Origin of the sequence: Streptomyces sp. NPDC091281 (assembly GCF_044757425.1) — a bacterium.
In the GTDB taxonomy this organism is placed as follows: Bacteria; Actinomycetota; Actinomycetes; order Streptomycetales; family Streptomycetaceae; genus Streptomyces.
The window spans coordinates 31,093-56,968 of the sequence record NZ_JBIVUY010000013.1; the positions used below are offsets into that span (position 1 = coordinate 31,093).

Annotated in this window: 24 protein-coding genes; 10 read left to right on the forward strand and 14 right to left on the reverse strand. The window is 74.3% G+C overall.

The features are described from left to right. Nucleotides 1-165: 165 nt before the first annotated feature. Nucleotides 166-1,791, reverse strand: coding sequence for a cation acetate symporter (locus tag ACIQPQ_RS29010; protein WP_383782494.1), 1,626 nt, complete (start codon nt 1,789-1,791; stop codon nt 166-168). Next, a complete protein-coding gene (locus ACIQPQ_RS29015; protein ID WP_401309409.1) occupies nt 1,788-2,144 on the reverse strand; it encodes a DUF485 domain-containing protein in 357 nt (118 codons plus the stop codon). The genes ACIQPQ_RS29010 and ACIQPQ_RS29015 overlap by 4 nt, the downstream gene beginning before the upstream one ends. 395 nt (nt 2,145-2,539) lie before the next feature. Between ACIQPQ_RS29015 and ACIQPQ_RS29020 the strand changes: the two genes are divergently transcribed. Beyond that, a complete protein-coding gene (locus tag ACIQPQ_RS29020; protein WP_401309411.1) occupies nt 2,540-4,072 on the forward strand; it encodes a S8 family peptidase in 1,533 nt (510 codons plus the stop codon). Nucleotides 4,073-4,189: 117 nt separating this feature from the next. Here the strand turns inward: ACIQPQ_RS29020 and ACIQPQ_RS29025 are convergent, their stop codons facing one another. Beyond that, complete coding sequence (locus ACIQPQ_RS29025; RefSeq protein ID WP_401309414.1) at nt 4,190-5,233, reverse strand: zinc-dependent alcohol dehydrogenase family protein; 1,044 nt, start codon at nt 5,231-5,233, stop codon at nt 4,190-4,192. Between the two features lie 523 nt (nt 5,234-5,756). Between ACIQPQ_RS29025 and ACIQPQ_RS29030 the strand changes: the two genes are divergently transcribed. From ACIQPQ_RS29030 to ACIQPQ_RS29055, 6 genes are all read left to right on the forward strand, one after another. Further along, nucleotides 5,757-8,417, forward strand: a complete 2,661-nt coding sequence (locus tag ACIQPQ_RS29030) for an MXAN_6230/SCO0854 family RING domain-containing protein (protein WP_401309417.1) — start codon at nt 5,757-5,759, stop codon at nt 8,415-8,417. A 240-nt stretch (nt 8,418-8,657) separates the two neighbouring features. Then, on the forward strand, nt 8,658-9,695 hold the full coding sequence (locus tag ACIQPQ_RS29035) for a DEDDh family exonuclease (RefSeq protein WP_401309419.1): 1,038 nt from the start codon (nt 8,658-8,660) through the stop codon (nt 9,693-9,695). A 110-nt stretch (nt 9,696-9,805) separates the two neighbouring features. Next, the gene (locus tag ACIQPQ_RS29040; protein ID WP_383781585.1) at nt 9,806-10,039 is read left to right on the forward strand and encodes a hypothetical protein; all 234 of its coding nucleotides are present in this window, start codon (nt 9,806-9,808) and stop codon (nt 10,037-10,039) included. Between the two features lie 76 nt (nt 10,040-10,115). Beyond that, on the forward strand, nt 10,116-10,928 hold the full coding sequence (locus tag ACIQPQ_RS29045) for an SURF1 family protein (protein WP_401309421.1): 813 nt from the start codon (nt 10,116-10,118) through the stop codon (nt 10,926-10,928). Nucleotides 10,929-11,059: 131 nt separating this feature from the next. Then, complete coding sequence (locus tag ACIQPQ_RS29050; protein WP_401309424.1) at nt 11,060-12,850, forward strand: glycoside hydrolase family 15 protein; 1,791 nt, start codon at nt 11,060-11,062, stop codon at nt 12,848-12,850. Nucleotides 12,851-12,855: 5 nt separating this feature from the next. Then, entirely contained in the window at nt 12,856-13,611 is a 756-nt protein-coding gene (locus ACIQPQ_RS29055; protein WP_401309426.1) for an SDR family oxidoreductase, read from the forward strand. Between the two features lie 134 nt (nt 13,612-13,745). Here the strand turns inward: ACIQPQ_RS29055 and amaP are convergent, their stop codons facing one another. The 5 genes from amaP to ACIQPQ_RS29080 are packed head-to-tail and all read right to left on the reverse strand — an operon-like array spanning nt 13,746 to nt 16,056. After that, a complete protein-coding gene (gene amaP / locus ACIQPQ_RS29060; RefSeq protein WP_401309428.1) occupies nt 13,746-14,324 on the reverse strand; it encodes an alkaline shock response membrane anchor protein AmaP in 579 nt (192 codons plus the stop codon). A gap of 12 nt (nt 14,325-14,336) precedes the next feature. Then, nucleotides 14,337-14,942 carry a DUF6286 domain-containing protein gene (locus ACIQPQ_RS29065; protein ID WP_401309430.1) on the reverse strand — a complete coding sequence of 202 codons (606 nt, stop codon included), beginning with the start codon at nt 14,940-14,942 and terminating at the stop codon, nt 14,337-14,339. Further along, the gene (locus ACIQPQ_RS29070; protein WP_401309433.1) at nt 14,939-15,331 is read right to left on the reverse strand and encodes an Asp23/Gls24 family envelope stress response protein; all 393 of its coding nucleotides are present in this window, start codon (nt 15,329-15,331) and stop codon (nt 14,939-14,941) included. The genes ACIQPQ_RS29065 and ACIQPQ_RS29070 overlap by 4 nt, the downstream gene beginning before the upstream one ends. Before the next feature lie 6 nt (nt 15,332-15,337). Continuing rightward, the gene (locus ACIQPQ_RS29075) at nt 15,338-15,523 is read right to left on the reverse strand and encodes a hypothetical protein (protein WP_383781569.1); all 186 of its coding nucleotides are present in this window, start codon (nt 15,521-15,523) and stop codon (nt 15,338-15,340) included. 56 nt (nt 15,524-15,579) lie between these two features. Then, complete coding sequence (locus tag ACIQPQ_RS29080; RefSeq protein ID WP_401309436.1) at nt 15,580-16,056, reverse strand: Asp23/Gls24 family envelope stress response protein; 477 nt, start codon at nt 16,054-16,056, stop codon at nt 15,580-15,582. Nucleotides 16,057-16,143: 87 nt separating this feature from the next. Here ACIQPQ_RS29080 and ACIQPQ_RS29085 point away from each other — a divergent pair, with 87 nt between their 5' ends. Further along, nucleotides 16,144-16,869 carry a nucleopolyhedrovirus P10 family protein gene (locus tag ACIQPQ_RS29085; protein ID WP_401309439.1) on the forward strand — a complete coding sequence of 242 codons (726 nt, stop codon included), beginning with the start codon at nt 16,144-16,146 and terminating at the stop codon, nt 16,867-16,869. A gap of 49 nt (nt 16,870-16,918) precedes the next feature. On the opposite strand, the gene ACIQPQ_RS29090 is transcribed toward ACIQPQ_RS29085, so the two are convergent. The 3 genes from ACIQPQ_RS29090 to ACIQPQ_RS29100 form a co-directional block, all read right to left on the reverse strand. Continuing rightward, nucleotides 16,919-17,722: an enoyl-CoA hydratase/isomerase family protein gene (locus tag ACIQPQ_RS29090; protein WP_401309442.1), complete on the reverse strand. Its 804-nt coding sequence runs from the start codon at nt 17,720-17,722 to the stop codon at nt 16,919-16,921. A 118-nt stretch (nt 17,723-17,840) separates the two neighbouring features. Then, complete coding sequence (locus ACIQPQ_RS29095; protein WP_004002281.1) at nt 17,841-18,062, reverse strand: helix-turn-helix domain-containing protein; 222 nt, start codon at nt 18,060-18,062, stop codon at nt 17,841-17,843. 345 nt (nt 18,063-18,407) lie between these two features. After that, a complete protein-coding gene (locus tag ACIQPQ_RS29100) occupies nt 18,408-20,006 on the reverse strand; it encodes an ABC-F family ATP-binding cassette domain-containing protein (protein ID WP_383781558.1) in 1,599 nt (532 codons plus the stop codon). Nucleotides 20,007-20,310: 304 nt separating this feature from the next. Here ACIQPQ_RS29100 and ACIQPQ_RS29105 point away from each other — a divergent pair, with 304 nt between their 5' ends. Together ACIQPQ_RS29105 and ACIQPQ_RS29110 are read left to right on the forward strand one after the other, a co-directional pair. After that, entirely contained in the window at nt 20,311-21,201 is an 891-nt protein-coding gene (locus ACIQPQ_RS29105; protein ID WP_401309445.1) for a neutral zinc metallopeptidase, read from the forward strand. A 158-nt stretch (nt 21,202-21,359) separates the two neighbouring features. Beyond that, complete coding sequence (locus tag ACIQPQ_RS29110) at nt 21,360-21,773, forward strand: VOC family protein (protein WP_383781554.1); 414 nt, start codon at nt 21,360-21,362, stop codon at nt 21,771-21,773. Between the two features lie 76 nt (nt 21,774-21,849). Here the strand turns inward: ACIQPQ_RS29110 and ACIQPQ_RS29115 are convergent, their stop codons facing one another. The 3 genes from ACIQPQ_RS29115 to ACIQPQ_RS29125 form a co-directional block, all read right to left on the reverse strand. After that, nucleotides 21,850-23,280 (reverse strand): hypothetical protein, encoded by a 1,431-nt coding sequence (locus tag ACIQPQ_RS29115; RefSeq protein WP_383781552.1) that lies wholly within the window; start codon nt 23,278-23,280, stop codon nt 21,850-21,852. A 297-nt stretch (nt 23,281-23,577) separates the two neighbouring features. Continuing rightward, complete coding sequence (locus tag ACIQPQ_RS29120; protein ID WP_401309449.1) at nt 23,578-24,705, reverse strand: alpha/beta hydrolase; 1,128 nt, start codon at nt 24,703-24,705, stop codon at nt 23,578-23,580. 412 nt (nt 24,706-25,117) lie between these two features. Continuing rightward, on the reverse strand, nt 25,118-25,843 hold the full coding sequence (locus ACIQPQ_RS29125) for a class II aldolase/adducin family protein (RefSeq protein WP_401309451.1): 726 nt from the start codon (nt 25,841-25,843) through the stop codon (nt 25,118-25,120). Between the last annotated feature and the right edge of the window lie 33 nt (nt 25,844-25,876).

Sequence of the window (25,876 nt, forward strand, 5' to 3'; positions counted from 1 at the left end):
CGGTCGTCGCACTCCTGTCACTGGCGAGCCTACGTGACGGCGCCGACAACGCCGGAGCCCGCTCACGTGAGGCGGCCCGCCGCCGCGTCCCGGGGACCTGCGGGTGCGCAGGCCGGCGGACGCGGGGCGGGCCGAGGGGGGCCTCCGGGGGAACGGCGTTACGGCTCAGTGGGCGCCGGTGCCGGTGAGGGAGCGGACCTCCAGTTCGGCGTACTTGCCCTTGTCGGGCTCCTCCTTGGACAGGACGGTGCCGAGGAAGCCCATCAGGAAGCCGAACGGGATGGAGATGATGCCGGGGTTCTTCAGCGGGAACCAGGCGAAGTCGGCGTCGGGGAACATCGCCTTGGGGTCGCCGGAGACCACCGGGGAGAACAGCACCAGGCCGACGGCGACGATCAGGCCGCCGTAGATCGACCACAGGGCGCCCTGGGTGGTGAACCGCTTCCAGAAGAGGCTGTAGAGGATCGTCGGGAGGTTGGCGGAGGCGGCGACGGCGAACGCGAGGGCGACCAGGCCCGCCACGTTGAGGTCGCGGGCGAGGGCGCCGAGGCCGATGGAGACGATGCCGATGAAGACGGTCGCCCAGCGGGCCGCGCGGACCTCCTCGGCGCCGGTGGCCTTCCCCTTGCGGATGACGTTGGCGTAGATGTCGTGCGCGAAGGACGAGGAGGAGGCGAGGGTGAGACCCGCGACGACGGCGAGGATGGTCGCGAAGGCGACCGCCGAGATCGTGGCGAGCAGGATCGCGCCCCAGGTGGAGTCGGTGCCGCCCAGATGCAGCGCGAGCAGCGGCGCGGCCGTGTTCCCGGACGGGTTGGAGGCGATGATCTCCTTCTGGTCGATCAGCGCGGCGGCGCCGAAGCCGAGCGCGATGGTCATCAGGTAGAAGCCGCCGATGATGCCGATCGCCCAGTTCACGGACTTCCGGGCGGCCTTGGCGTTGGGGACCGTGTAGAAGCGGATCAGGATGTGCGGCAGACCGGCGGTGCCGAGCACCAGGGCGATGCCGAGGGAGACGAAGTCCAGCTTGGACGTGCCGGTCGCGCCGTACTGGAGGCCGGGTTCCAGGAACGCCGAGCCCTTGCCGCTGTTCTCGGCGGCCGTGCCGAGCAGGTCGGAGATGTTGAAGTCGAACTTCAGCAGCACCAGGAAGGTGATCAGCAGGGTGCCGCCGATGAGGAGGACGGCCTTGACCATCTGGACCCAGGTGGTGCCCTTCATGCCGCCGATGGAGACGTACACGATCATCAGCAGGCCGACCAGGGCGACGATGGCGATCTTGCCCGCGTCGGAGGTGATGCCGAGCAGCAGGGAGACCAGGACGCCCGCGCCCGCCATCTGCGCCAGCAGGTAGAAGATCGACACGACGATGGTGGAGGTGCCCGCGGCGGTACGGACCGGCCGCTGGCGCATGCGGTACGCGAGGACGTCGCCCATGGTGTAGCGGCCGGAGTTGCGCAGCGGTTCGGCGACCAGGAGCAGGGCGACCAGCCAGGCGACCAGGAAGCCGATGGAGTACAGGAAGCCGTCGTAGCCGAAGAGGGCGATGGCGCCCGCGATGCCGAGGAAGGACGCGGCCGACATGTAGTCGCCGGAGACGGCGAGGCCGTTCTGGAAGGCGCTGAACTGCCGTCCGCCCGCGTAGAAGTCGGCGGCGTCCTTGGTCTGGCGGCCCGCCCACACGGTGATCACCAGGGTGGCCACGACGAAGAGCGCGAACAGGGTGATGATGAGCGGCCGGTGCTCGCTCGCCTCGTTGGCGGCGAGGAACGTCTGCTGGGCGGGGCTCATGCGGTGCCCTCCATCCGGGACTTGATCGCCTCGGCCTTGGGGTCGAGCTTCTCGGCGGCGTGCCGCGAGTACCACCAGGCGATGAGGAACGTGGTGACGAACTGGGCGATGCCCAGCACGAACGCGATGTTGATGTTGCCGACGACCTTGGTGCCCATGAAGTCGCCCGCGTAGTTGGAGAGCAGGACGTACAGGAGGTACCAGGCGATGAAGGCGATCGTCAGCGGGAAGGCGAACCCGCGGTAGGAGCGGCGCAGTTCGCCGAACTCCGCGCTCTCCTGCTCCGCGACGAACTCCTCGGTGGACGGGAGCCGGGCTGGGGTGTCCGAGGGGGGCGGTGTGTCGGTGGCCACGGAGTCTCCTCGCGTTGCGGGTGCGGTCGGTACGGGCGCGGGGGGCGCGGGGGCGCGCTCCCTGCCCAAGGTCACGGCGCCGCGCGAGGACGGGTTCAACCCGTCGGGCCGGTTTGTGAAGTCACGTCGGCGGCGCTCCTCGTCGGCGGCTTCTGGCAAACGAGTGACCGCCGGGGAAGGTCATGGCCGGAGGGCGGGGACCGGTGGGTCGGGGCGGGGGCGTGGAGGGCTGTTTTCGGCCGGGCGGCGTCCGGGCGGGTGGAACTCGCCTGCCGAAGGTCATTGCTGGTCCGTGAGTCGGGGAGATAGTTTCGGGCGAGCACCACCCGTCATGTACCTGCCCAGGCGCGACCCGCGTCGGGGCAGCGCTCGCTTCCGGATGATGTGGAGACCCCATGGCTCATCTGCCTTCCAGACGCCGTCTCGCCCTCGCGGTGCCCGTCGTGCTGTCGCTGACCGCCTCCCTCGGCTTCCTGCCGACCGCGGCCACCGCCGCCCCGGCCGCCGCGCCCGTGGTGCGGGCCGCCGACGCGGGCTCGCTGGCGTACGTCGTCAACACGAAGGTGGACCGCCGCACGATCGAGTCGGTGAAGAAGGCGATCGCCAAGGCCGACGGCACCGTCGTCGCCACCTACGCCGAGATCGGCGTCATCGTCGTCCACTCCGCGAACCCCGACTTCGGTCCGCGGATACGCGCCGTGCGCGGCGTGCAGTCGGCGGGCGCGACCCGCACCGGCCCGCTCAAGGCCGCCGGGACCACCGACGAGGGCGCGGCCCAGCCCCTCACCGCCGCCGAGGCGGCGCGCACCGCGAGCGCGTCGGCGAAGACCGAGGCGAGCGAGCCGCTGGAAGCCGACCAGTGGGACCTGCGCGCGATCGGCGCCGACAAGGCCGCGAAGATCAACCCCGGCAGCAAGCGGGTCACGGTCGCCGTCATCGACACCGGTGTGGACGACACCCACCCGGACCTGGCGCCGAACTTCTCCGCCGGGCAGTCCGCGAACTGCGTGGGCGGCGTCGCCGACACCTCCGAGGGCGCCTGGCGGCCGTACACCCCGAACGACTACCACGGCACGCACGTCGCCGGTGAGATCGCCGCCGCCCGCAACGGCATCGGCGTGGCCGGTGTCGCGCCCGGCGTCAAGGTCTCCAGCATCAAGGTGAGCGACCCGGACGACGGCCTCTTCTACCCGGAGAACGTGGTCTGCGCCTTCGTGTTCGCCGCCGACCACGGCGTCGAGATCACCAACAACAGCTACTACGTGGACCCGTGGCTGTACAACTGCCTGAACGACCCGGACCAGAAGGCCATCGTCGACGCGGTCAACCGGGCCCAGAAGTACGCCCAGCGGAAGGGGACGCTCAACGTCGCCTCGGCGGGCAACTCCAACCACGACCTCGACTCGGACGCGATCCTCGACGAGTCCAGCCCCGACGACACCACCCCGGTGCCGCGGACCATCGACCCGCACACGTGCTTCGACGTGCCGACCCAGCTGCCGGGCGTCGTCACGGTGAGCGCGACGGGCGTGAAGGGCACCAAGTCGTACTACTCGACGTACGGCGTCGGCGCGATCGACGTGGCGGCGCCGGGCGGCGACCGCTACCAGATCCCGGAGACCCCGTCGGCCAACGGCCGCATCCTGTCCACGCTGCCGGGCAACACCTACGGCTGGCTCCAGGGCACCTCGATGGCGTCCCCGCACGTCGCGGGCGTCGCCGCGCTGCTGAAGTCGAAGCACCCCTACGCCTCCCCGGCGCAGCTCCAGCTGCTGCTGAAGGCGCAGGCCGACAGCCAGGCCTGCCCGACCGAGCCGTACGACGGCAACGGCGACGGCGTGGTGGACGCGACCTGCGAGGGCGGCAAGCGCGTCAACGGCTTCTTCGGGTACGGCGTGGTCAACGCGCTGCGCGCGGTCAAGTGGTGACGTTCCGTCAGTGAGCGGATGCCGGTGACGGCACGCCCGTGACGGCGAAGGGCCGGGCGGGGAGCGGAAGTTGCTCCCCACCCGGCCTTTCGGTGTCGTACGGCCCGGTGCGGGGCCTCAGTTGGTGACGAGGACCTTGAGGGCGGTGCGCTCGTCCATCGCCTTGTAGCCGTCCGGTACGCCCTCGATGCCGACGGTGAGGTCGAAGACGGGCGTGGGGTCGACCGTGCCGTCGAGGACGTCGGGCAGCAGCTCGGGGATGTAGGCGCGGACCGGGGCGACCCCGCCGTGCAGACCGATGTTCCGGTCGAACATGACGCTCAGGTCGAGGCCGGTGCCGCTGCCGTGCGGGACGCCGACGAAGCCGATGGCGCCGCCGTCGCGGGTGATGTTCACGGCCGTCCGCATCGACTGCTCGGTGCCGACGGCCTCGATCACCGCGTGCGCGCCCTGCCCGCGGGTCAGCTCGCGGACGGCCTCCTCGGCGGCCTCGCCGCGCTCGGCGACCACGTCGGTGGCGCCGAAGCGGCGCGCGATGTCGGTACGGACCCGGTGGCGGCCGAGGGCGATGATCCGCTCGGCGCCGAGGCGGCGGGCGGCGAGGACCGCGCACAGGCCGACGGCGCCGTCGCCGACGACGGCGACCGTGGCGCCCGGCCGGACGCCCGCGCCGAGGGCCGCGTGGTGGCCGGTGCCGAGGACGTCGGAGAGGGTGAGCAGCGCGGACAGCAGGTGGTCGTCGGAGGCGGCGTCCTTCGGCAACTGGACGAGGGTGCCGTCGGCGAAGGGCACGCGCACGGCCTCGCCCTGGCCGCCGTCGTGGCCCACGGAGCCCCAGAAGCCGCCGTGCTCGCAGGAGGTGGTGAGGCCCTCGCGGCAGTAGTCGCAGGTGCCGTCGGACCACATGAAGGGCGCCACGACGAGGTCGCCGCGGCGCAGGGTGGACACCTCGGAGCCGGTCTCCTCGACGACGCCGAGGAACTCGTGGCCGATGCGCTGCCCCGGCTTGCGGGCCGCCTCGCCGCGGTACGCCCACAGGTCGCTGCCGCAGATACAGGCCCGCAGCACCCGCACCACGGCGTCCGTGGGCAGTTGCACGACCGGCTCGGGGACGTCCTCCACGCGCAGGTCGAACGGGGCGTGGATGGTGGTGGCGCGCATGACGGAAGGTCCTTGTCTGGTCCGGGGGCACGCCCGGTAGGGGTGGCCGGGCGCTCTTTCACCGTACGCCGTGGCCCGCGCGGGTCGCACGGCGAGGCCTGACCGGCTGGGGGCGCGGCGCAGGTCGGGGGCGGTGTCGGGGTCGGGGCGGGGGTGGTCGGGGGGCGCGGACCAGTCGGGGCCGGGCGAGGGCGGCCGAGGGCGCGGGCCGGGTCGGCCGCGGGGGCGCGAACAGGGTCGGCCGAGGCGCGCGCGGAAAAAGGAGTGGCGGGCCGGTTCCGGGGCGTTCTAGAGTCCTGACTCGGCGGGGGCGGCTCCGCCGCGTGCTTCCTTCTCCTTCCTCTGCGAACACCCGTAGCGCGCCCTCTCTCCGCCCCTCGCCCGTGTCTGTCGGCCTGTCCTGTCGGCCCGTGCGTCCCGCTTCTGGACTTCCCGTCTCTCTGCCTTCCTGCTTTCCCGTCTTCCTGTCTTCCCGCTCCGCCGTCCGCGCGGGGCCCTTCTCTGGCGTTCCGGGGGAATCCGCTTGTCCGAACTGGCGTCCGTGCTGCTGCGTCGTCTCCGTGTCGTCCACGTCGACCAGGCCGGGCCCCGCCCCGGCGACCCCTCCACCCACGACGGGCTGGTCGCGCTCGAAGCCGAGCTGCTGGAGCGGGGGTTCGCGCCCGACGCCCGGCTGCGGGCGGCGCTGGCCTGGCTGGGACCGGCCGGACTGGCCCAGGCGGGACGGGAGTTGGTCGCCCGGCTCGACGCCGAGCTGGGTGTGGACCGCACCCACATGCCGCTGTTCCGCAGCTTCCCTGCCTCGGTGCCCGACGACACCCACGAGGTGTGGATCGACCGGATGGTCACACTGCTCCTCCAGTGGCCCGAGCAGCCGTGCGTGCTGTGCGCGTCGGTGGGGAGCGTGCACGCGGTGGCGCCCTGCGCGCACCTGGTGTGCCGGGAGTGCTGGGACGGCGCCGACTACGCGGGCTGCCCGATCTGCCACCGCCGGATCGACCCCGCCGACCCGTTCCTGCGGCCGACGGCGCCCCGGCGGGCGCCCGAACCCGCCGCGGGCCCGCTGAAGCTGCTCGGCCTGGGCCGGGACGTACGCGCCGACACCGTACGGGCGTTGGGGACGCTGCTGGCCCGGCGGACCCCGCTGCCGCCGCGGGACCGGGCGGATCTGGCCGTGCTGCTGGCGCACGCGCCCGCCGGGACGGACTGGTACCCGGCGGAGATCCCGGTCCGCGAGACGAAGTCGCTGGTCCTCGGGTGGATGCTCGCCGACCGTGAACGGCGTTCCGACGCGGTCGCGTTGCTGGCGACGCAGCTGACCACCGCCACCGACGTGCTGCGGCTGCTGTGCGTGTGGTCGGGCGGCGAGGCCGATCTGATCGCGCCGCCGCGCCTGCGGTCTTTGCCGCGCCCGCTGCGCCGCACGCTTCTCGCGCTGCTCGACGCGCTGCCGACGGCCGTTCTCGTCGAGGACGTGCTGCGGCATCCGGAACCGTGGAAGCGGGCGGCGGAGATCCTGCACCCGTACGAGCGGCACGCCCGGCACCCGCGGGCCGCGCTCGCCTTCGCCGTCCTGCGCGGCACGTCCCTCACCGGGACCGGGATCGGCGCCGCGCTGCGGGAGACGGCCGCCGCGCACCCCCGCGCCGTGCGCGTCGACGGCGACCGGCTGCGCGCGATCACCTGGCGGGGCCGTGTGGAACAGGCGCTGGCCGAGCGGGACCTGGAGGGCGCGCTCGCGCTCCTGGCCCAGCGGCCCGGCGAGTTGCTGCGCCGCTTGGACCAACTGCTGCGGCTCCAGGCACGGGAGACTCTGCCGGACGCCGTCGCGGACGTCCTGCGGCGCGTCCTGCCGCAGGCGGGCCCGGCACCGCTGCTCGCCGCGCACGGCCGCCTGAGAGACCGTCATGTCGCGTCCGAGCGGCGGGTGTTCTTCCCTCGCGGCCGGGTGACCCACGCCTACACCCTGGACGACCCCCGGCCGCCGCTCTCCCCCGCCGTCACGGGCGCGGTGTGCGCGCTGCTGGAGGCCGAGGCGGTACGACGGCTCGCGGTCGCCCCGCGCGTCGAACACGCCGTGCTGGACTCGGCGTTGACGGGTCTCGCCGTACCGGCCAACGAACGCGCCGACGCGAAGGCCCTGGTCGCCGTCCCCCGGGGCAGCACCCAGCCGCTGCCGCACGGCGAGGTGATGCGGCTGTTCCTGCACTGGACGCAGCCCGCGAAGACCCGCGTGGACCTCGACCTGTCGGTGGCGCTGTTCGACGAACGGTGGGAGTTCACCGGCCTGTGCGACTACACCAACCTGGTGTACGGCAAGCGGTGGGCGGTGCACTCGGGGGACCTCACCTCGGCACCCGCTCCCGACGGCGCCACCGAGTACGTCGACCTGGACCTGGCCGCCCTCGGCGGGCACGGGGTGCGGTACGCGCTGCCCGTCGTGTTCAGCTACAACGACATCCCCTTCGAGCGGATGCTGGACGCCTTCGCCGGGTTCATGACGCTGCCCTCCGCCGCGGAGGACGCGCGCGACGCGTCGTACGACCCGCGGGCGGTGCGCCAGCGCTACGACCTGAGCGGCGACTCGCGCGTCCACGTGCCGCTGGTCGTCGACCTGCGCCACCGCACGTTCCTCTGGACCGACCTGCACCTGTCGGCGGCGGAGGGCTTCCACAACGTCCACCGGCACGCCGCCGACCTCGGCCGGGCCGGACGGGACCTGCACCAGTACTTCGCGACCGGCCGCACCACCCTCTGGGACCTTGCGGCCTGGCACGCCGCCGCCCGCGCCGACACCGTGACGGTGCTCCGGCGCGCGGACCGTCAGGACACCGGGGCCCCCGAGGGCTCGACCGGCAGCAGCGAGGCCGGGGACGAGGTGTGGCACTACGCGCGGCGGGACGGCGAGGGCGGCGCCGCGTTCGCGGCCCGCGTGCGGGGACTGGCGGCGCCGGAGCGGCGGGAGCGGCCGGGACGGGACGGGCCCACGGCCGAGGCTCTGGCCGCCCGATCGGCCGCGGGGAAGCGGGTGTTGCTGGCCCTGGTCGCCGGTGACGTCGCCCCGGAGCGGGCCACCGGCGAGGCGTACCGGCTCCTTCCGGGCCCGACCGACGGCTGCGGCCTCACCCCGCTGGCGGCCGGGGACCTGGTGGCGGCCCTGGGGAGCGGAGTGCCGGTCGCCTGACGGCACGCCCGCTGACGGTGTCTCGCCTGACGGTGTCTCGCCTGACGGAGGCTCCTGCGCCGACCGCTGCGGCCCCACGGAGGCCGGCGCCACAGCCCCGCCCGCCACCCGAACTCCCGTACGCCCAGGCACCTTTCCGCCGCCTTCGTCCCGTACGCGCGTCCGGCGGGACCGATCCGGGGGCGCGGGATGGGCGGGGGGCGTCACCGGTGTCGGTGGGCGGACGTATCCTCAGTGACCATGCTCGAAGACCCGACGACCACCGCCCCCTCCCCCACGGAGTGGCCGGCCGCCTACCCCCAGGGGTACGCGGTCGTCGACGTGGAGACCACCGGCCTGGCCCGCGACGACCGCATCATCTCGGCCGGGGTCTACCGGCTCGACGCGCGCGGCGAGGTCGAGGACCACTGGTACACGACGGTCAACCCGGAGCGCGACCCGGGGCCGGTGTGGATCCACGGTCTGACCAGCGAGGCGCTGTCGGGCGCGCCCCTCTTCCGGGACGTGGCCGAGGAGTTCTCGGCCCGGCTGGCGGGCCGTGTCCTCGTCGCGCACAACGCGGTGTTCGACTGGCAGATGATCGCCCGCGAGTACGCGCGCGCCGAGCGTGAGGCGCCGGTGCGGCAGCGGCTGTGCACCATCGCGCTGTCGAAGGAGCTGGGGCTGCCGCTGCCCAACCACAAGCTGGAGTCGCTCGCCGCCCACTACGGCGTCGTGCAGCAGCGGGCGCACCACGCGCTGGACGACGCGCGCGTGCTGGCGGAGGCGTTCCGGCCGAGCCTGCGGGCCGCCGCGGCGGGCGGGGTGCGGCTGCCGCTGCACGAGTGCCGTCCGCTGACGGAGTGGCAGGACCGGCCCGCGGCGTCCATCGGCCGCCAGGCGGGCGGCCCGGGTGGCTACGGCGGCGGCTACGGCTCCTACCGTCCGAGCAGTTGGCGGCCCTCGCGCAAGCGGCCCGTGTGCCCGTACCCCAACCCCGGCCGGTACGAGGACGGCAAGCCGCTGAAGCAGGGGATGCGGGTGGCGTTCTCCGGCGACACGTCCGTCGAGCGCGACCTGCTGGAGGACCGGGCCGCCGAGGCCGGGCTGCACGTCGCGACCTCCCTGTCCCGGCTGACGAGCCTGCTCGTCACCAACGACCCGGACTCCGGCACGTCGAAGGTCGTCAAGGCCCGCCAGTTCGGCACCCCCGTGGTCGACGAGGCCGCCTTCGGCCAACTCCTCGGCAACGTGGCCCCGGCCGACGACGCGAAGGACGCGACGGCGACGGAGAGCTGACGCCGCGGAGAAACAGGGCGAGCGCCCCGCACCGTACGGACGGGTGATTGGCGGGCGACTCGCCCATCGTCCGCTCGCCCGACCCGCGCCGACCGCCCACCCTGTGGCGCATGGCGACATGTGAGGTATGCGGCAACAACTACGGAATGTCCTTCGAGGTGCACGCCCAGGGCGCGGTCCACGTCTTCGACTGCTTCTCCTGCGCGATCCACCGCATGGCCCCGATCTGCGAGCACTGCCGCGTGCAGATCATCGGGCAGGGCGTGGAGGTCGAGGGCCACTGGTACTGCGGTGCGCACTGTGCCCGCGCGGAGGGGAAGGCGGGCATCGTCGACCGGGTCTGAGCCCCCGTGGCCCGGACCCGTTCCGGCGCCCCACCCCGGCAGCGAGCGCCCCACGGTCGGAGGGTACGGTCGTGGGGTGTACCGCTTCCTGTTGTCCCGGCAGTGGGTGATCATCACGCTGGTCGCTCTCCTGCTCGTCCCCACGATGATCAGGCTGGGCATCTGGCAGATGCACCGCTACGACGAGCGCACCGCCCGCAACCAGCTGGTCTCCGACGCGCTGACCGCCGAGCCGGTCGCCGTCGAGGAGCTGACCGCGCCGGGCCACACCGTCACCTCCGGCGAGCGCTACCGCACGGTGCGGGCCGTCGGCCGCTTCGACACCGACGACGAGGTCGTCGTACGCCGCCGGGTCAACGCCGACGAGACGGTCGGCTTCCACGTCCTGACGCCCCTGGTCCTCACCGACGGCAAGGTCGTCCTCGTCAACCGGGGCTGGATCCCCGCCGACCCGGGCAGCCAGACCGCGTTCCCGAAAGTGCCCGCGCCGCCCGCCGGGCAGGTCACCGTCACCGGGCGGCTGATGCCCGACGAGACGACCGCCGCGAGCGGCATCAAGAACCTCGCGGGGCTGCCCGACCGGCAGATCATGCTCATCAACAGCGCGCGGGAGGCCCGCCGCCTCGACGCCGAGGTCCTCGGCGGCTACGTCGTGCAGACCGGCCCCGAGCCGAAGGGCGACACCCCGCAGCTGATCGGCAGGCCCGGCAACGAGGACGCCGCCCTGAACTACGCGTACGCCATCCAGTGGTGGCTGTTCGCCGCGGGCGTGCCCGTCGGCTGGGTCGTCCTGGTCCGCCGCGAGCTGCGCGACCGCCGGGAGGCGGCGGCGAAGCGGGCGGCCGGGGCCGACGACGCCACGGAACCCGCCGAACCGGCCTCCGTCTGACGACACGGACCCCACGGTCCCGGCGACCGGCCGACCGGCTGACCGGGCGTCCCGCTCGCCGGGGCGGCCCGCGTCACCCGCCCGGCCCCCTCCCCCGATTGCCCGGACGCCCCGCCGGGAACCCGCACCCCGTGCACTCCCTCATCGAGGACTACGCCCTCATCGGCGACGAACAGACCGCCGCCCTGGTCGGCCGGGACGGCTCGGTCGACTGGCTCTGCCTGCCCCGCTTCGACTCCGGGGCCTGCTTCGCCCGGCTGCTCGGCGGCGACGAGAACGGCCACTGGCGCATCGCGCCCCGCGGCGCCGAGGGGCAGCAGTGCACCCGGCGCGCCTACCGCCCCGACACCCTCGTCCTGGACACCCTCTGGGAGACCGCCGAGGGCACGGTCCGCGTCACCGACCTGATGCCCCAGCGCGACCGCGGCCCCGACCTGGTCCGCGTCGTCGAGGGGCTGCACGGCCGGGTCACCGTCCGCAGCACCCTGCGGCTGCGCTTCGACTACGGCTGGGTGGTGCCGTGGATGCGGCGCGTCGACGGCCACCGCGTCGCGGTCGCCGGACCGGACTCCGTCTGGTTCCGCAGCGAACCCGAGGTCCGCACCTGGGGCGAGGACTTCGGCACCCACTCGGAGTTCACCGTCGCCGAGGGCGAATCGGTGGCGTTCGTCCTGACCTGGCACCCCTCGCACCACGCGCGCCCGCCGCTCGTCGACCCGTACGAGGCGCTGCGCACGACGGTCGAGGACTGGCGGGCCTGGTCGGCGCGCTGCCGCTACCGGGGACCCCACCGGGACGCCGTGATGCGCTCCCTGCTCACCCTCAAGGCGCTCACCTACGCCCCGACCGGCGGCATCGTCGCCGCGCTCACCACCTCGCTGCCCGAACAGCTCGGCGGGGTACGGAACTGGGACTACCGGTTCTGCTGGCTGCGGGACTCCACCCTCACCCTCGGCGCGCTGCTCGCCGCCGGGTACCAGGAGGAGGCCGAGGCCTGGCGCGACTGGCTGCTGCGCGCCGTCGCGGGCGACCCGGCCGACCTCCAGATCATGTACGGCATCGGCGGCGAACGCCGGCTGCCCGAGGTCAAACTGCCCTGGCTGCCGGGATACGCCGGTTCCGGCCCCGTACGCGTCGGCAACGGCGCCGTCGACCAGCTCCAGCTGGACGTCTACGGCGAGGTCATGGACTCCCTGTCGCTGGCCCGCGCCTCCGGCATGTCGCCCAAGCCGCACATGTGGGCGCTCCAGAGCGCGCTGACGAACTGGCTCGCCGAGCACTGGCGGCAGCCCGACGAGGGCCTGTGGGAGGTGCGCGGGGGGCGCCGCCAGTTCACGCACTCCAAGGTGATGGTGTGGGTGGCCGCCGACCGGGCCGTCCGTGCCCTCGAACGGTTTCCGCAGCTCAGCGGCGACCTGGAGGGCTGGCGCGCCATGCGGGACGAGGTGCACCGGCAGGTGTGCGAACAGGGCTACGACCCGGAGCGCAACACCTTTACCCAGTACTACGGCTCCCGCGAGCTGGACGCCTCGCTGCTGCTCATCCCCCGCGTGGGCTTCCTCCCGCCGGACGACCCGCGCGTCGTCGGCACCGTCGACGCGGTCCGCGCCGAACTCGGCCACGACGGGCTCGTCCGCCGCTACAGCACCGCCGGACCGGACGTGGACGGGCTGCCGGGCGACGAGGGCACCTTCCTCGCCTGCTCGTTCTGGCTGGCCGACGCCCTGCACCTGACCGGCCGCACCGAGGAGGCGCGGGCCCTGTTCGAGCGGCTCGTGGGCCTCGCCAACGACGTGGGGCTGCTGGCCGAGGAGTACGACCCCGCCTCCGGACGCCACCTCGGCAACTTCCCCCAGGCGTTCAGCCACATCGGCCTCGTCAACACCGCCCTCACGCTCTACGGCGACCAGGGGGCAGGATAGGGGCCATGGATCTTGGACTGAAGGACCGGGTGTACGTCGTCACCGGGGGCACGCGCGGGCTCGGCCACGCCGCCGCGCGTGAACTGCTCGCGGACGGCGCGAAGGTGGTCGTCTCCGGGCGGGACGAGGAACGGACCGCGGCGGCGGCGCTCGCGCTGGGGCCGGACGCGGTCGGCGTCGCCGTCGACAACGCCGACCCGGAGGCCGCCGAACGGCTGATCGGGGCCGCCCGCGAGCACTTCGGGCGGTTCGACGGGGTGCTCGTCAGCGTCGGCGGGCCGCCGCCCGGTTTCGTCGCCGACACTACCGACGAGCAGTGGGAGGCGGCGTTCACGTCCGTGTTCCTCGGCGCGGTGCGGCTCGCGCGGGCGGCGGCGGCCGAGCTGGAGGAGGGCGGGGTGATCGGGTTCGTGCTGTCGGGGTCCGTGCACGAGCCGATCGCCGGGCTGACGATCTCCAACGGGCTGCGGCCCGGACTCGCGGGGTTCGCCAAGTCGCTGTCCGACGAGTTGGGGCCGCGGGGGGTGCGGGTCGTGGGGCTGTTGCCGTCGCGGATCGACACGGACCGGGTGCGGGAGCTGGACGGGATGTCGGCGGATCCGGAGGCTACGCGGCTGGCGACGGAGTCGCGGATTCCGTTGCGGCGGTACGGGCGGCCCGAGGAGTTCGGGCGGATCGCGGCGTTTCTGCTGTCGCCTGCGGCGTCTTATCTGACGGGGGTGATGTTGCCCGTGGACGGGGGGATGCGGCACGGGTTCTGACCCGAGGGGGTTCGCCCCCGCCGCCCCTTCCCGACCCGAACCTGGGGGCTGTGCCCCCAGACCCCCCTTTCGGCCCCGAAAGGGCCTCGTCCTCAAACGCCGGACGGGCTGAAGGGGGGCGCGCGGGCATGGCCTCACGTGACGCGTTCCGGCTTGTGTTTCGTCGTGCGGAGGCGGATCTCCGCGGGGAGGGATGTCAGGGACGCCGAGTCCCTCGCGTGGGTGAGGGCCTGGTCGGTGACGTGGGTGAGGGCTGCCGCGGGGTCGACGTGGGGCTCCAGTTGGAGGCGTACGTGGGCCTCGGGGGCGGTGCGGCGGCCCTTGAGGTGGGCGTGGGTGTGGGAGACGCCCTCCAGGCGGGCGGTGTCCCCGGCGAGAACGCCCTCCAGGGCACGGCCGCGCAGCACGGCGCCCGCGCCGTCGCCGGTGTCCACCAGGACCTCGGCGAGGCGGCGTCGGCGCAGCACCGCGACCAGCCACCACAGGGCCAGCAGGACCAGCACCGCCAGCACGGCGATGACCACGGGCCACCACCAGCCGTCGTCGCGCCAGCGGGTGCGGTCGGCGTCGCTGAGCAGGACGTCGTGCCGGTCGTCGTACGGCCACCAGGACGGCGGGGACCAGCCCAGGCCGACGGCCAGCACGGCACCGCCGACCACCAGGAGGACGAGGCCCACCAGGCCCAGGACAGCGCGGTTGACGGTTCGCAGCATCGTCGGTCCTCCCTACTTCGTCGGCCGCCGCACATGGACGGAGAGCTTAGGCGGGCGGGCCAGGCCCAGGCCCCGGACGGCCTCGGCCAGCACCTCGTCGAGGTCGGCGTGGACGTCGTCCAGTGCGCGGAAGTGGGCGAGCGCGCGGACCTGGGCGCGGCGGCGGCCGGAGCGGACGTGGACCGACTGCACCCCGGCGACCTCCATGGCGCGGTCGCGCAGCACCAGCGCGGCGGCGGAGCGGTGGAGTCCGGCCCGGACCTCGGGGCGGGGCCGGAGCATGGGCAGCAGGTCGCGCAGGCCGGGGGTGACGGCCAGCAGGATCAGCCAGAGGCCGAGGGCGGCGGCGACCCCGGCGCCGACCAGCACCCAGGTGTCGTCCAGGGGCCGTTCGGCGAGCTGCCGTGCCAGTTCGCGCCGTACGTGGAGCGCCGTGTGCCCGGCGCGGACCGCCACGACGTCGTAGAGGAGCGTGCCGGTGAGGGCGAGGAGGAGGGCTGCGACGACGGCCGCCGGAATCCGGCGGCGGGACCAGAAGCGGCCGCTGCCGCGCGCCGGGGGCGGCGGGGGCCCGTGCGCGTCGGGGGTCTTCTCCAGGACGACGGGGTGCTCGCTCATGGCGTCCTCCCGTGGGCCACGCCGTGGGTCTCCGTCAGGTGGAGCCGGTCGACGTGCACGGCGACCTCCGGCACCGTCATCCCGACCAGGGCGCGCACCCGTTCGCTGACGTGGCGGCGGACCGCGTGGCAGCGGGCGCCGATGTCGTCGGGGTAGCCGAGTTCGAGGTGGACGCGGACGTGCGCCGCGTCGTGGTGGACCACGACGGTGGCGCTCGGGCGGGCGGCGTCGGAGGGCAGCGGTCCGACGGCTTCACGGGCCGCCTGCCCGGCGACCTTCGCGACGACCCGGTCCGCGATGCGGGTGGCGCCGCGTTCGGCCGCGGGGACCGGGGTCCGTGCGGTGCCGGGTGCCGGGGACCCCGCGTTCCCGGGGGCGACGGTGGTCACGCGGGGTCACCTGCGCCGGTCGTCGCGGGCGCGGAAGAAGTCGCCCAGGTCGACGTCCCCCTCCAGCAGCCGCCCGACGACGAAGCCGACGGCGCCCAGGGCTGCCACCAGCAGGAAGGCGCCGAACCCACCGAAGTATCCGGCGAAGGCCAGGGCCATCCCCGCGATCATGCCGACCACGGCCATGCTCAACGTGCGCTCCCCTCAGCGGTGTTCATGTGTGTCGTACGCGGTGTGCGTGGGCCCGGTCACTGGATGCGGGGCTCCGGCTCGTCGTCCTCCTCGTCGGGCAGCTTGACGTCGCTGACCGCGATGTTGACCTCCACGACTTCGAGGCCCGTCATGCGTTCCACGGCCGCGACGACGTTCTCGCGGACGTCGCGGGCGACGTCGGAGATGGCGGCGCCGTAGTCCACGACGATCTCCAGGTCGAGCGCGGTCTGCACTTCGCCGACCTCGGCCTTGACGCCGCGGGTCACCGACTTGGAGCCGCCGGGCACGCGGTCGCGCACGGCGCCGAAGGTGCGGCTGATCCCGCTGCCCATGGCGTGCACGCCGATGACGTCGCGGGCCGCGAGTCCGGCGATCTTCTCGACCACTCCGTCGGCGATGGTGGTGCGCCCTCGGTCGGAGGGGCTGCCGCCGCCGCGCCGGGTGGTCCTGCGGCCGGGGTCGGTGCTGGTGTCGGAGGTGTGGCTGCGGTTCTGCTCCGTGGTCTCGGTCATCGCCGTACGTCCTTTTCGGTCGTCGTCCTTCTGCCACCGTAAGCGCGGTTCGCCGACCTCGCCCCAGGGATGGGGCAGGGTGGAGGAATGACGGCGGACGGATGGACGCGTGCGGTGCGGGACCGGCTCGGTGCGGGTCGGTTGCTCCCTCTGGGTGGCCCGCGGGACGGGGCGTGGATCACGGAGGACGCGGCACGGACCGCGTTGCGGCGGACGGCCGGGGGTGTGCCGGGCGTACGGCTGGGGGCGCTGCGGATCGCGGCGGCGGGCCCGGAGGGGGCGTACGAGCCGGTGGTGCCGGCGCCGCCGAGCGCGCTGCCGCCGGGGCCGCTGCGGGTGAGCGCGGAGTGCGCGGCGAGCGGGTCGGAGCCCCTGCCGACGGCGGCGGCCCGGCTGCGGGCGGCGCTGGCGGCGGCGGCCGCGGAGCGGTTGGGGCTGGTGGTCGCCGAGGTCGATCTCCGGGTGACGGAACTGTTCGACGCGGGCCGCCCGCCGGTGCTGCCGGAACCGGACCGGCCGACGCGTACGGCGGCGGCCACCGCCGAGGGCGACGAGAGCCGGGCGGGCGGGGCCGCCCTCGCCGTGCCGGGCGTGACGGGCCTGACCGAGGTGCTGGGGCGGGCGGTGCGGATCGACGACCGGCCCGACGTGACCGCTACGGCGGCGGCCCTGCCGCGTCGGCATGTCCGGGTCGAGGTCGCCGTCGGCGCGGACCGGCGGGCCCTGGACGTCGCCCGGGACGTCCGCGCGGCGGTCACGGCGGTACTGCCGGACCGGCCGTCGGTGGCGGTGCTGGTGACCGGGGCGGGGTGAGCGCGCGGTGGGAGGGGGAGCGGGCGGCTCCGCCCTCCCCGCGGGGCGGTTACTCGCCGAGTCCGGCGAGGTCGCGCAGGCGGCGGGCCTGGGCGGCGCGTTCGGCGGCGCGCTGCTCCTCGTAGGTGCGGTCGGCGGCGCCGAGCAGCAGGGCCTTGGTCTCGACGACGGCGTCGCGGGGGGCGGCCAGGATCGCGGCGGCCAGGTCGTGGACGGTGCTGTCGAGGTCGGCGGCGGGCACGGCGACGTTGGCGAGGCCCGAGGCCACCGCCTCCTGGGCGTGCACGAAGCGGCCGGTCAGGCAGATCTCGGCGGCCCGGCCGTATCCCACGAGAGAGACGAGCGGGTGGGTGCCGGTGAGGTCGGGCACCAGGCCGAGGCCGGTCTCGCGCATGGCGAACTGGACGTCGTCGGCGACGACCCGCAGGTCGCAGGCGAGCGCCAGCTGGAAGCCCGCGCCGATGGCGTGGCCCTGCACGGCGGCGATGGACACCACGTCGGTCCGGCGCCACCAGGTGAAGCCCTCCTGGAAGGAGGCGATGGCGGCGTCGAGGTCGGCGTCGCTGCCGCGCGCGAGATCCACGAACGACGGCTCGCCCTCGATCCCCTCGGGCAGGAACATCTGCCGGTCGAGTCCGGCGGAGAAGGACTTGCCCTCACCGCGCAGCACGACCACCCGGACGGAGCCCGGCAGCAGCCGGCCCGCCTCGGCGAACGCGCGCCACATCGCGGGGGTCTGCGCGTTGCGTTTGGCGGGGTTGGTGAGCGTCACCGTGGCGAGCGCGTCGTCGACGGTGAGCCGTACGCCGTCCTGGTCGAGCAGGGGAACGAGTTCCTGGCCGAGCGTGGCCATGGGGCGCCTCCGATGGGTGCGGTCAGCTGACGCTAGCTAAGTGACTGCACAGTAACCACCCGGTCGGTCGCAAGAACGACCGGGTGGCCACCATCGAAGACCGGTGGGCCGCCCGGGGTCAGGACGAGGCTGCCTTCTTGCCTCGTGTCGCCCCGCCACGCCCACGGAGCGTGACGCCCGACTCGCTGAGCATCCGGTGGACGAAGCCATACGAGCGGCCGGTCTCCTCGGCCAGTGCCCGGATGCTCGCACCGGAGTCGTACTTCTTCTTCAGGTCTGCCGCGAGCTTGTCGCGCGCGGCGCCGGTCACCCGGCTGCCCTTCTTCAGAGTCTCGGCCACCCGTGCCTCCTCATGGGAAGTGCGCTCTGGTCTCCTCATGATCACCCCTCCGGGGCGGGTTGGCCACCCATTCGGCAAGGTCCGTGCGACAGGCTTGTGACGACAGGAGCGGGTCCCCACAAGCGGAATCAGGGATTCCGACCCGTCCTGTTCGTACGGCTGAACGGGTTGCTCCGGGAAACTCCAGGTCAGAGACGCACAACGGCCGATCCCCGGAAGCATGGGGATCGGCCGTGAAATACGTGTAGGACACACCTCGATACGAGGAGATCTCACACAGATGGTGGATCACCGGTGGGCCGAATGATCCAGTCCGGTGATCCACGCGCCGTGGATCACCGTGGATCACGCCAGGGCGACGAGGTCCGCGTAGTCGGAGCCCCACAGGTCCTCGACGCCGTCGGGCAGCAGGATGATCCGCTCGGGCTGGAGCGCCTCCACGGCGCCCTCGTCGTGGGTGACGAGGACGACCGCGCCCTTGTAGGTGCGCAGCGCGCCGAGGATCTCCTCGCGGCTGGCGGGGTCGAGGTTGTTGGTGGGCTCGTCGAGCAGCAGCACGTTCGCCGAGGAGACGACCAGGGTGGCGAGCGCCAGCCGGGTCTTCTCGCCGCCGGACAGGACCGCGGCGGGCTTGTCGACGTCGTCGCCGGAGAAGAGGAACGAGCCGAGCACCTTGCGGACCTCGACTAGGTCCATGTCGGGCGCGGCCGAGCGCATGTTCTCCAGGACGGTGCGGGCCGGGTCCAGGGTCTCGTGCTCCTGGGCGTAGTACCCGAGCTTGAGGCCATGGCCGGGGCGGACCGCGCCGGTGTCGGGGGTCTCCACCCCGCCGAGCAGCCGCAGCAGGGTCGTCTTGCCCGCGCCGTTGAGGCCGAGGATGACGACGCGGGAGCCCTTGTCGATGGCCAGGTCGACGTCGGTGAAAATCTCCAGCGAGCCGTACGACTTCGACAGGCCCTCCGCCATCAGCGGGGTCTTGCCGCAGGGCGCGGGCTCGGGGAAGCGGAGCTTGGCGACCTTGTCGGACTGGCGGACCGCCTCCAGTCCGGAGAGCAGTTTGTCGGCGCGGCGGGCCATGTTCTGCGCGGCGACCGTCTTGGTGGCCTTGGCGCGCATCTTGTCGGCCTGGGAGTGCAGGGCGGCGGCCTTCTTCTCGGCGTTGGCCCGCTCGCGCTTGCGGCGCTTCTCGTCGGACTCGCGCTGCTGCTGGTAGAGCTTCCAGCCCATGTTGTAGACGTCGATCCGGGAGCGGTTGGCGTCCAGGTAGAACACCTTGTTGACGACCGTCTCGACTAGGTCCACGTCGTGGGAGATGACGATGAAGCCGCCGCGGTAGGTCTTCAGGTAGTCCCGCAGCCACACGATCGAGTCGGCGTCGAGGTGGTTCGTGGGCTCGTCGAGGAGCAGGGTGTCGGCGTCGGAGAAGAGGATGCGGGCCAGTTCGACGCGGCGGCGCTGACCGCCGGAGAGGGTGTGCAGGGGCTGGCCGAGCACGCGGTCGGGCAGGTTGAGCGCGGCGGCGATCGTGGCGGCCTCGGCCTCGGCGGCGTACCCGCCCTTGGTGAGGAACTCGGTCTCCTGGCGCTCGTACTGCCTGAGGGCCTTCTCGCGGGTGGCGCCCTGGCCGTTGGCGATGCGCTGTTCGTTGTCGCGCATCTTGCGGATCAGGAGGTCGAGGCCGCGCGCGGAGAGGATGCGGTCGCGCGCGAGGGTGTCGAGGTCGCCGGTGCGCGGGTCCTGCGGGAGGTAGCCGACCTCTCCGGAGCGGGTGACCTGGCCCGCGGCGGGGATGCCCTCGCCGGCGAGGACCTTGGTCAGGGTGGTCTTGCCGGCGCCGTTGCGGCCGACGAGGCCGATGCGGTCGCCCTTGGCGACGCGGAAGGACGCGTTCTCGATGAGGATGCGGGCACCGGCGCGCAGCTCGATGCCGGAGGCGGAGATCACGGACAGACTCCAGGCGGGGTGGGTGGCGGGATGGGCGGCTGAGGACGTTCCCGCCGTCTAATGCGCGAGGAGAAGGGCCATGGGGCCAGTCTAACGGGGCCGTGCAACCACTTTTGCGGCGCGCGGGCGTTCGACCGTCCGCGCAGGCTGCGGCGCTCCCGCGCGCGTGCGACGGTCCTTGCGCGCGGGTGAACGGCCTGCGCGCGCGTGGGGTGCCCCGCGCGGGGTGCTCCGCGCGCGCGGTGCGCGGGAGCGGGTCAGGATGGCGCGCAGGGGGTCGGCGCAGGCGGAGGGTGGTGGCCCCGTGCAGTTCGACGACGACGCCCGGCTGGACACGTCCGAGGTGGAGGACGTCCGCGGGAGCCGGGTCCCGGGCGGGCGGGCGACCGTCGGCGGCGGGATCGCCGGGCTGGTGGCGCTGCTGCTGGCGCTCTTCCTGGGCGTCGGCCCGGACCAGCTGGGGCTGTCCTCCGGCGACGCGCAGCCCGCGGCGACCGCGTCGGGGCTCGCGCAGGTGCAGACGGCGTGCCGCAGCGGTGCCGACGCCGACACGCGCGACGACTGCCGGACGGTGGCCGTGGTCAACAGCGTGCAGGACTTCTGGGCCGGGGAGTTCGAGCGGCGGGGCGGCGCCTACACGCGCTCCCCCACCGTGTTCTTCGCGGGGCGGGTCGGCACGGCGTGCGGGACGGCGGCCTCGGCGGTCGGCCCGTTCTACTGTCCCGGCGACCGCAAGGTCTACCTCGACCTGGGCTTCTTCGACGAGCTGCGCTCCTCGTTCGGCGCGAGCGGCGGCGCGTTCGGGCAGGCGTACGTGGTGGCGCACGAGTACGGCCATCACGTGCAGGACCTCATGGGCACGCTGGGGCGCGCGCGGGACGGGCGGACCGGCGCGGACAGCGCCTCGGTGCGGGTGGAGCTCCAGGCGGACTGCTACGCCGGGGTGTGGGCGCACCACGCGACGAGCACGCCGGACGAGTCGACGGGCCGGCCGCTGATCACCAGCCTCACCCCGGCGGACATCGCGGACGGGCTGGACGCGGCGGCAGCCGTGGGCGACGACCGCATCCAGCAGCGGTACCAGGGGCGGGTGACCCCGGAGAGCTGGACGCACGGGTCGTCGGCGCAGCGGCAGCAGTGGTTCGACGTGGGGTACCGGACCGGGGACATGGGGCGGTGCGACACGTTCCGGTGAACCGAGCGGGCGTCGACCGCGGGCGGGGCGGGGTGGCGGGGACGGTCACGGGCGGGGCCCGGGGGCCGGTGTGCCCGGTTCGGGGGGCGTTGTCGGTGGTCGCTGCCAGACTGGAAGGCAGGAGACAGCCGAGGCAGGACCGAGAGGGAGTGAGCGGTATGACAGGCGCGAGCGGCGGCCGTCCGAGCATCTACCCGACGGTGACGTACCGGGACGCGAAGGCGGCGATCCGGCAGCTGACGGAGGCCTTCGGCTTCACCGAGCTGTCGGTGTACGAGGGCGAGGACGGCGCGGTGGTGCACGCCGAGCTGACCCAGGGCAACGGCGCGGTGATGCTGGGCTCGAAGGGCACCGGCGGGGTGTTCGACTCCGCCATGAAGGACGCGGGTCCCGCCGGGATATACGTGGTGGTGGACGACGTGGACGACCACCACCGCCGGGCCGTGGAGCACGGCGCGGAGATCCTGATGCCCCCCACCGACCAGGACTACGGCTCCCGCGACTACATGGCGCGGGACGCCGAGGGCAACATATGGAGCTTCGGGACGTACGCCCCGGAGATACAGGGCTGAGGGCTCCCGCCCGGCGGGGCGGGCGGGCCCTCGGGGGCGGGCCCTCGGGGGCGGGCCCTCGGGGGCGCGGGGCGGGTCAGCCGCCGGTGTGGACCTGGAAGGCGGCCCGTCTGACGGCCTTGGCGAGCGCGGGGTCGGGGTGCGCGGCGGCGAGCGCGACCAGCACCTGCACGGTGCGCGGGTGCCCGGCGGAGCGGACCTCGGAGAGCAGCGCGGGCACGGTCGGCTGGAGCGCGGACTCCAGGTGCCGGACCAGCATGGGCGCCTCCCCGTGGTCGGCGACGGCGGCGGCGGTGTCGACCCAGAGCCAGGTGGCCTCCTCGCGGGTGAGCACCTCGTGCGCGTCCTCGGGGTCCACGCCGTCGTGCTCGGCCAGCCACAGCAGGGCGTACGGCCGCAGGGCGGGCTCCTCGACGACGGCGCGTACGTCGGGCTCGGCCGGGGCGCCGACCACGCGCAGCGCCTCGAAGGCGAGGCCGCGCAGCAGGGCGTCCTCGCCGCGGGCGGCGAGCAGCAGCTCGGCGACGGCGCTGCCGACGGTGCGGGCGGCGAGCCAGGCGCGGTACTCGGCGCGGGCCGCGTTGGGGCGGAGCTGGGCGCAGCCGCGGAGCATCTCCTCGGCGGCGACCTCGATGTTCCCGGCGGGGCTCTGCGCGGCGACGCAGATCTGCTCCAGCTTGACCCAGACCGCCCAGCTGCCCAGCGGAGTGAGGGTGGCGTGGCCGTCGCCGCAGGTCAGGGCGCCCACCGAGGCGAGGGCGCGCAGCGTCCAGTCGAGGAGGGGGGCGAGTTCGGCGTCGCGGGCGGGCTCCGCCGGGTCGGTGTCGGCCGGGGCGGTGCCGGAGGGCGTGCCGTCGGGGCTGTCGGTGCCGTAGGGGATCTCGCAGCGGGCGGTGCGCAGTTCGGTGACGCGCTGGCGGAGCAGGTCCAGGAGCTGGTCCACGGGCACGGGACCGGCCGAGAGCTGGAGGAAGGACAGCACCTGCGGCATGGCCGAGACGACCTCGGCGACGGCGCCGGGTTCCTGGTCGGCGGGCTCGGGCGTGGCCAGCGACCAGGCGTCGAAGAGGGCGACCCAGCCGCGCAGGACGGCGCTGTCGTCGCGGTTCCAGGCGCGCAGGCGCCAGCCGGGGCGGGCGCTGTCGCCGTGCACCTCGACCAGTCCGGCGAGGCGGGCGGTGTCCCAGTCGGCGCGGACCTGGGCCGGGGTCAGTCCGAGGTCGCTCGCCGCGCGGGCGGCCGTGGACTCGGAGAGGGTGGCCTTGCCGTCGTCGGTGGCGGCGTCGCGGCCGGGGCCGAGGGCGTTGTCGGCCCAGCGGGCGACGCGGGCCGCGGCGGCCAGGCCGGCGCGGGCCATGCGGGCCAGCTCCGCCGGGGCGGGGGTGCCCTCCGGCGGGCGGGGCGCGGGGCGGCGGGGGCGCCGCTGGTTCACAGCTGTGGGGGCGGCGGCCAGGGGTCGCGGGCGGACGAGTCGGAGCCTGGAGTCGCGCGGGATACGGGACGTCACGGGTGCAGTCTTCCGGTTGACGGTCGGAAATCCCAAACGGAATGTCACGGCGGGCGACGGGACTGGCCAACGCACGGGGTGCGCAGGGGGGTCGGACGGCAGGTGGGCGGGCGTACACGGCTAAGCGGAACCTGCGCGACCGCTCTCGGCGGAGCCGTGCGGCGGCGGGCCCCGCAGGGCTGCGCGGCCGGGGTCCGGCGGTGCGCGGAGGCGGCGGAGAGGGCGGGCGGAGGAAGCGGAGGGGCGTGTGCGGCGGGGCGCGTCGGGAGGGGCGCGCGGGGAGGGGCGCGCGGGGAGTCACATGAGCGGGATCAGGAAGCGGCGCAGGTTTTCCTCGTAGGCGGCGGGGGCGGCGTTCCACAGCGCGGCGTGCGGGGCGTCCGGGACCGGGTGGAACGAGATCAGGTCCGGGTGGCGGGCGGCCAGGCGACGGGCGGACGCCCACGGGGCGACGGTGTCGTCGGGGCCCGCGAAGATCTGCGTCGGTACGGCCGGGGCGGCGGCGTCGGCCGCTCCGTCGGCGCGCGCCCGGTCGAGGCCGGTACGCCCCTGGGCCGCGCGCACCGCCAGCGGGAGCAGGGCGCCCGGCGTGTGGCGGGCCGAGGCCAGCGCCCGCAAGGTGGCCGGCCAGTCCAGGACCGGCGAGTCCAGGACCAGGCCCGCGACACGGTCACGCACCCCGGAGCGGGCGGCGGCGCGCAGGGCCATCGTGGCGCCGGTGGACCAGCCCAGCAGCACCAGGCGCTCGGCGCCGTGCCGGACCGCGTGACGCATCGCCGCGTCCAGGTCGCGCCACTCCGTCTCACCGAGGTGGCCCAGGCCGTCCGGCGGGCGGGGCGCGCCGAGGTCGCCGCGGTAGGAGAGGGCGAGCACCGGGAAACGCAGGGCGTGCAGGAACGGCAGCAGGTTCAGGACGTGCTCGCGGGTCGTGCCGAGGCCGTGCACCGCGATCACCCAGGTGCGGCGGGCGGCCGGGACGAACCACGCGGGCAGCGGGCCCAGCTCGCCGGGCAGCTCCACGTCCGTGTGGTCCAGGCCGAGGGTCGCGGTCGGGTTGCCGACGTACAGGTTCGGGGTGAGCCAGACCGCGTCGCCGGGGGTGAGGGTGCCGTGCGTGACGCGCTCCAGACGGCGTACGACGGTGTCGGCGGAGGGGGCCGGGGCGGTGAGGACCGGGCCCACCACCGCGTGGGAGCCGTCTCCGGCGAGGCCGTACGTGCCGGGGCGGAGGGAGGCGAGGGTGCGGGTCAGTGTGATGTGGCCCTCGGCGGTGGCGTGCACGGTGAGGCGGGGCTCGGTGGGGAGGGGGCGGCCCGGGGGTGCCTTCAGCGCGGCGTCGCTGGCGAGGCGGCCGGCGGCGATGGAGGCTGCGCCTGCGGCCAGGGCGGCGGTGACGGCGGCGGTGGTTGCGGTGACGGTGCGCACCTGTCCAGTGTCCTGGCCCATCTTGTTCGGGGCCAGTGGAGGGGGGTGGGGGGGTGTCGGGTGCGGGTGGGGACTCGGGGGGTGCGCAGTTCCTCGCGCCCCTGGGGGTTTCCCTGGCGGGGAGTGCGTTTGTGCGGGTTGGACTGGTGCTGTGCGCGGTTCCCCGCGCCCCTGAGGGGGGTTCCGTGACCGGGGGTGATTGTGCGGGTTGGACCCGTGCTGTGCGCGGTTCCCCGCGCCCCTGAGGGGGGTCCCTGACCGGGGGTGACTGTGCGGGTTGGACCCGTGCTGTGCGCGGTTCCCCGCGCCCCTGAGGGGGGGTTCTCCCTGACCGGGGTGTCGGGTGCGGGTGGGGAAGCGGACCGTGCGCGGTTCCCCGCGCCCCCAAGCGGCCGGCCGGGCCGGGGGCCGGTTATGGGTGTTGGCCGTAGGTGGTCAAGGCCTTGGTGGCTTCTGTGAGTTGGGTGGGGGTGAGGAGGGTGGGGGTGAGGGTGGGGTGGGTGGTGGCGGTGAGCCAGAGGTGGCAGAGGTATTCGAGGTGGGCGGTGCGGTCGTAGGCCTGGGCGAGGGTGGGGGCGTGGGCGAGGGTGCCGTGGTTCTGGAGGAGGCAGGCCGTGCGGTCGGTGAGGGCGGTCAGGGCGTGGGCGGCGAGTTCCTCGGTGCCGTAGGTGGCGTAGGGGGCGACCCGTACGGGTCCGCCGAGGGCGGCGGTCATGTAATGGATCGGCGGCAGCTCGGTCACCAGGGTGGAGACGGCCGTCGCGTGCACGGCGTGGGTGTGGACGATCGCGCGGGCGTCGGTGGCCCGGTACACGGCGAGGTGCAGGGGCAGTTCGCTGGTGGGGCGGAGGGTGCCGAGGACCTGGCGGCCCGCGAGGTCGACGCCGGTGGCGTCGGCGGGGGTGAGGCGGTCGTAGGGGACGCCGGTGGGGGTGACGAGGACCAGGTCGCCGACCCGGACCGAGACGTTGCCGGAGGTGCCGACGACGAGGCGGTCGGCGACCGTGCGGCGGGCCGTGGCGACCAGGTCGTCCCAGGCCTCCGCCACCTCCTCCGTCACCTCCTCCGTCACCTCCTCGGGGGCCGGTGCGGCGGGGCTGTCGGGGTGGTTCTCGGGGGCGCGTCGCTGCTCTGCCATGGGCCGATCGTGCCAGGTGACGTAAGTCTCTTT

Coding starts and splice junctions, on each gene's coding strand:
- ACIQPQ_RS29010 (WP_383782494.1), bottom strand. CDS start 1,791: ATGAGCCCCGCCCAGCAGACGTTCCTCGCCGCCAACGAGGCGAGCGAG.
- ACIQPQ_RS29020 (WP_401309411.1), top strand. CDS start 2,540: ATGGCTCATCTGCCTTCCAGACGCCGTCTCGCCCTCGCGGTGCCCGTC.
- ACIQPQ_RS29025 (WP_401309414.1), bottom strand. CDS start 5,233: ATGCGCGCCACCACCATCCACGCCCCGTTCGACCTGCGCGTGGAGGAC.
- ACIQPQ_RS29035 (WP_401309419.1), top strand. CDS start 8,658: ATGCTCGAAGACCCGACGACCACCGCCCCCTCCCCCACGGAGTGGCCG.
- ACIQPQ_RS29040 (WP_383781585.1), top strand. CDS start 9,806: ATGGCGACATGTGAGGTATGCGGCAACAACTACGGAATGTCCTTCGAG.
- ACIQPQ_RS29055 (WP_401309426.1), top strand. CDS start 12,856: ATGGATCTTGGACTGAAGGACCGGGTGTACGTCGTCACCGGGGGCACG.
- amaP (WP_401309428.1), bottom strand. CDS start 14,324: ATGCTGCGAACCGTCAACCGCGCTGTCCTGGGCCTGGTGGGCCTCGTC.
- ACIQPQ_RS29065 (WP_401309430.1), bottom strand. CDS start 14,942: ATGAGCGAGCACCCCGTCGTCCTGGAGAAGACCCCCGACGCGCACGGG.
- ACIQPQ_RS29080 (WP_401309436.1), bottom strand. CDS start 16,056: ATGACCGAGACCACGGAGCAGAACCGCAGCCACACCTCCGACACCAGC.
- ACIQPQ_RS29085 (WP_401309439.1), top strand. CDS start 16,144: ATGACGGCGGACGGATGGACGCGTGCGGTGCGGGACCGGCTCGGTGCG.
- ACIQPQ_RS29090 (WP_401309442.1), bottom strand. CDS start 17,722: ATGGCCACGCTCGGCCAGGAACTCGTTCCCCTGCTCGACCAGGACGGC.
- ACIQPQ_RS29110 (WP_383781554.1), top strand. CDS start 21,360: ATGACAGGCGCGAGCGGCGGCCGTCCGAGCATCTACCCGACGGTGACG.
- ACIQPQ_RS29125 (WP_401309451.1), bottom strand. CDS start 25,843: ATGGCAGAGCAGCGACGCGCCCCCGAGAACCACCCCGACAGCCCCGCC.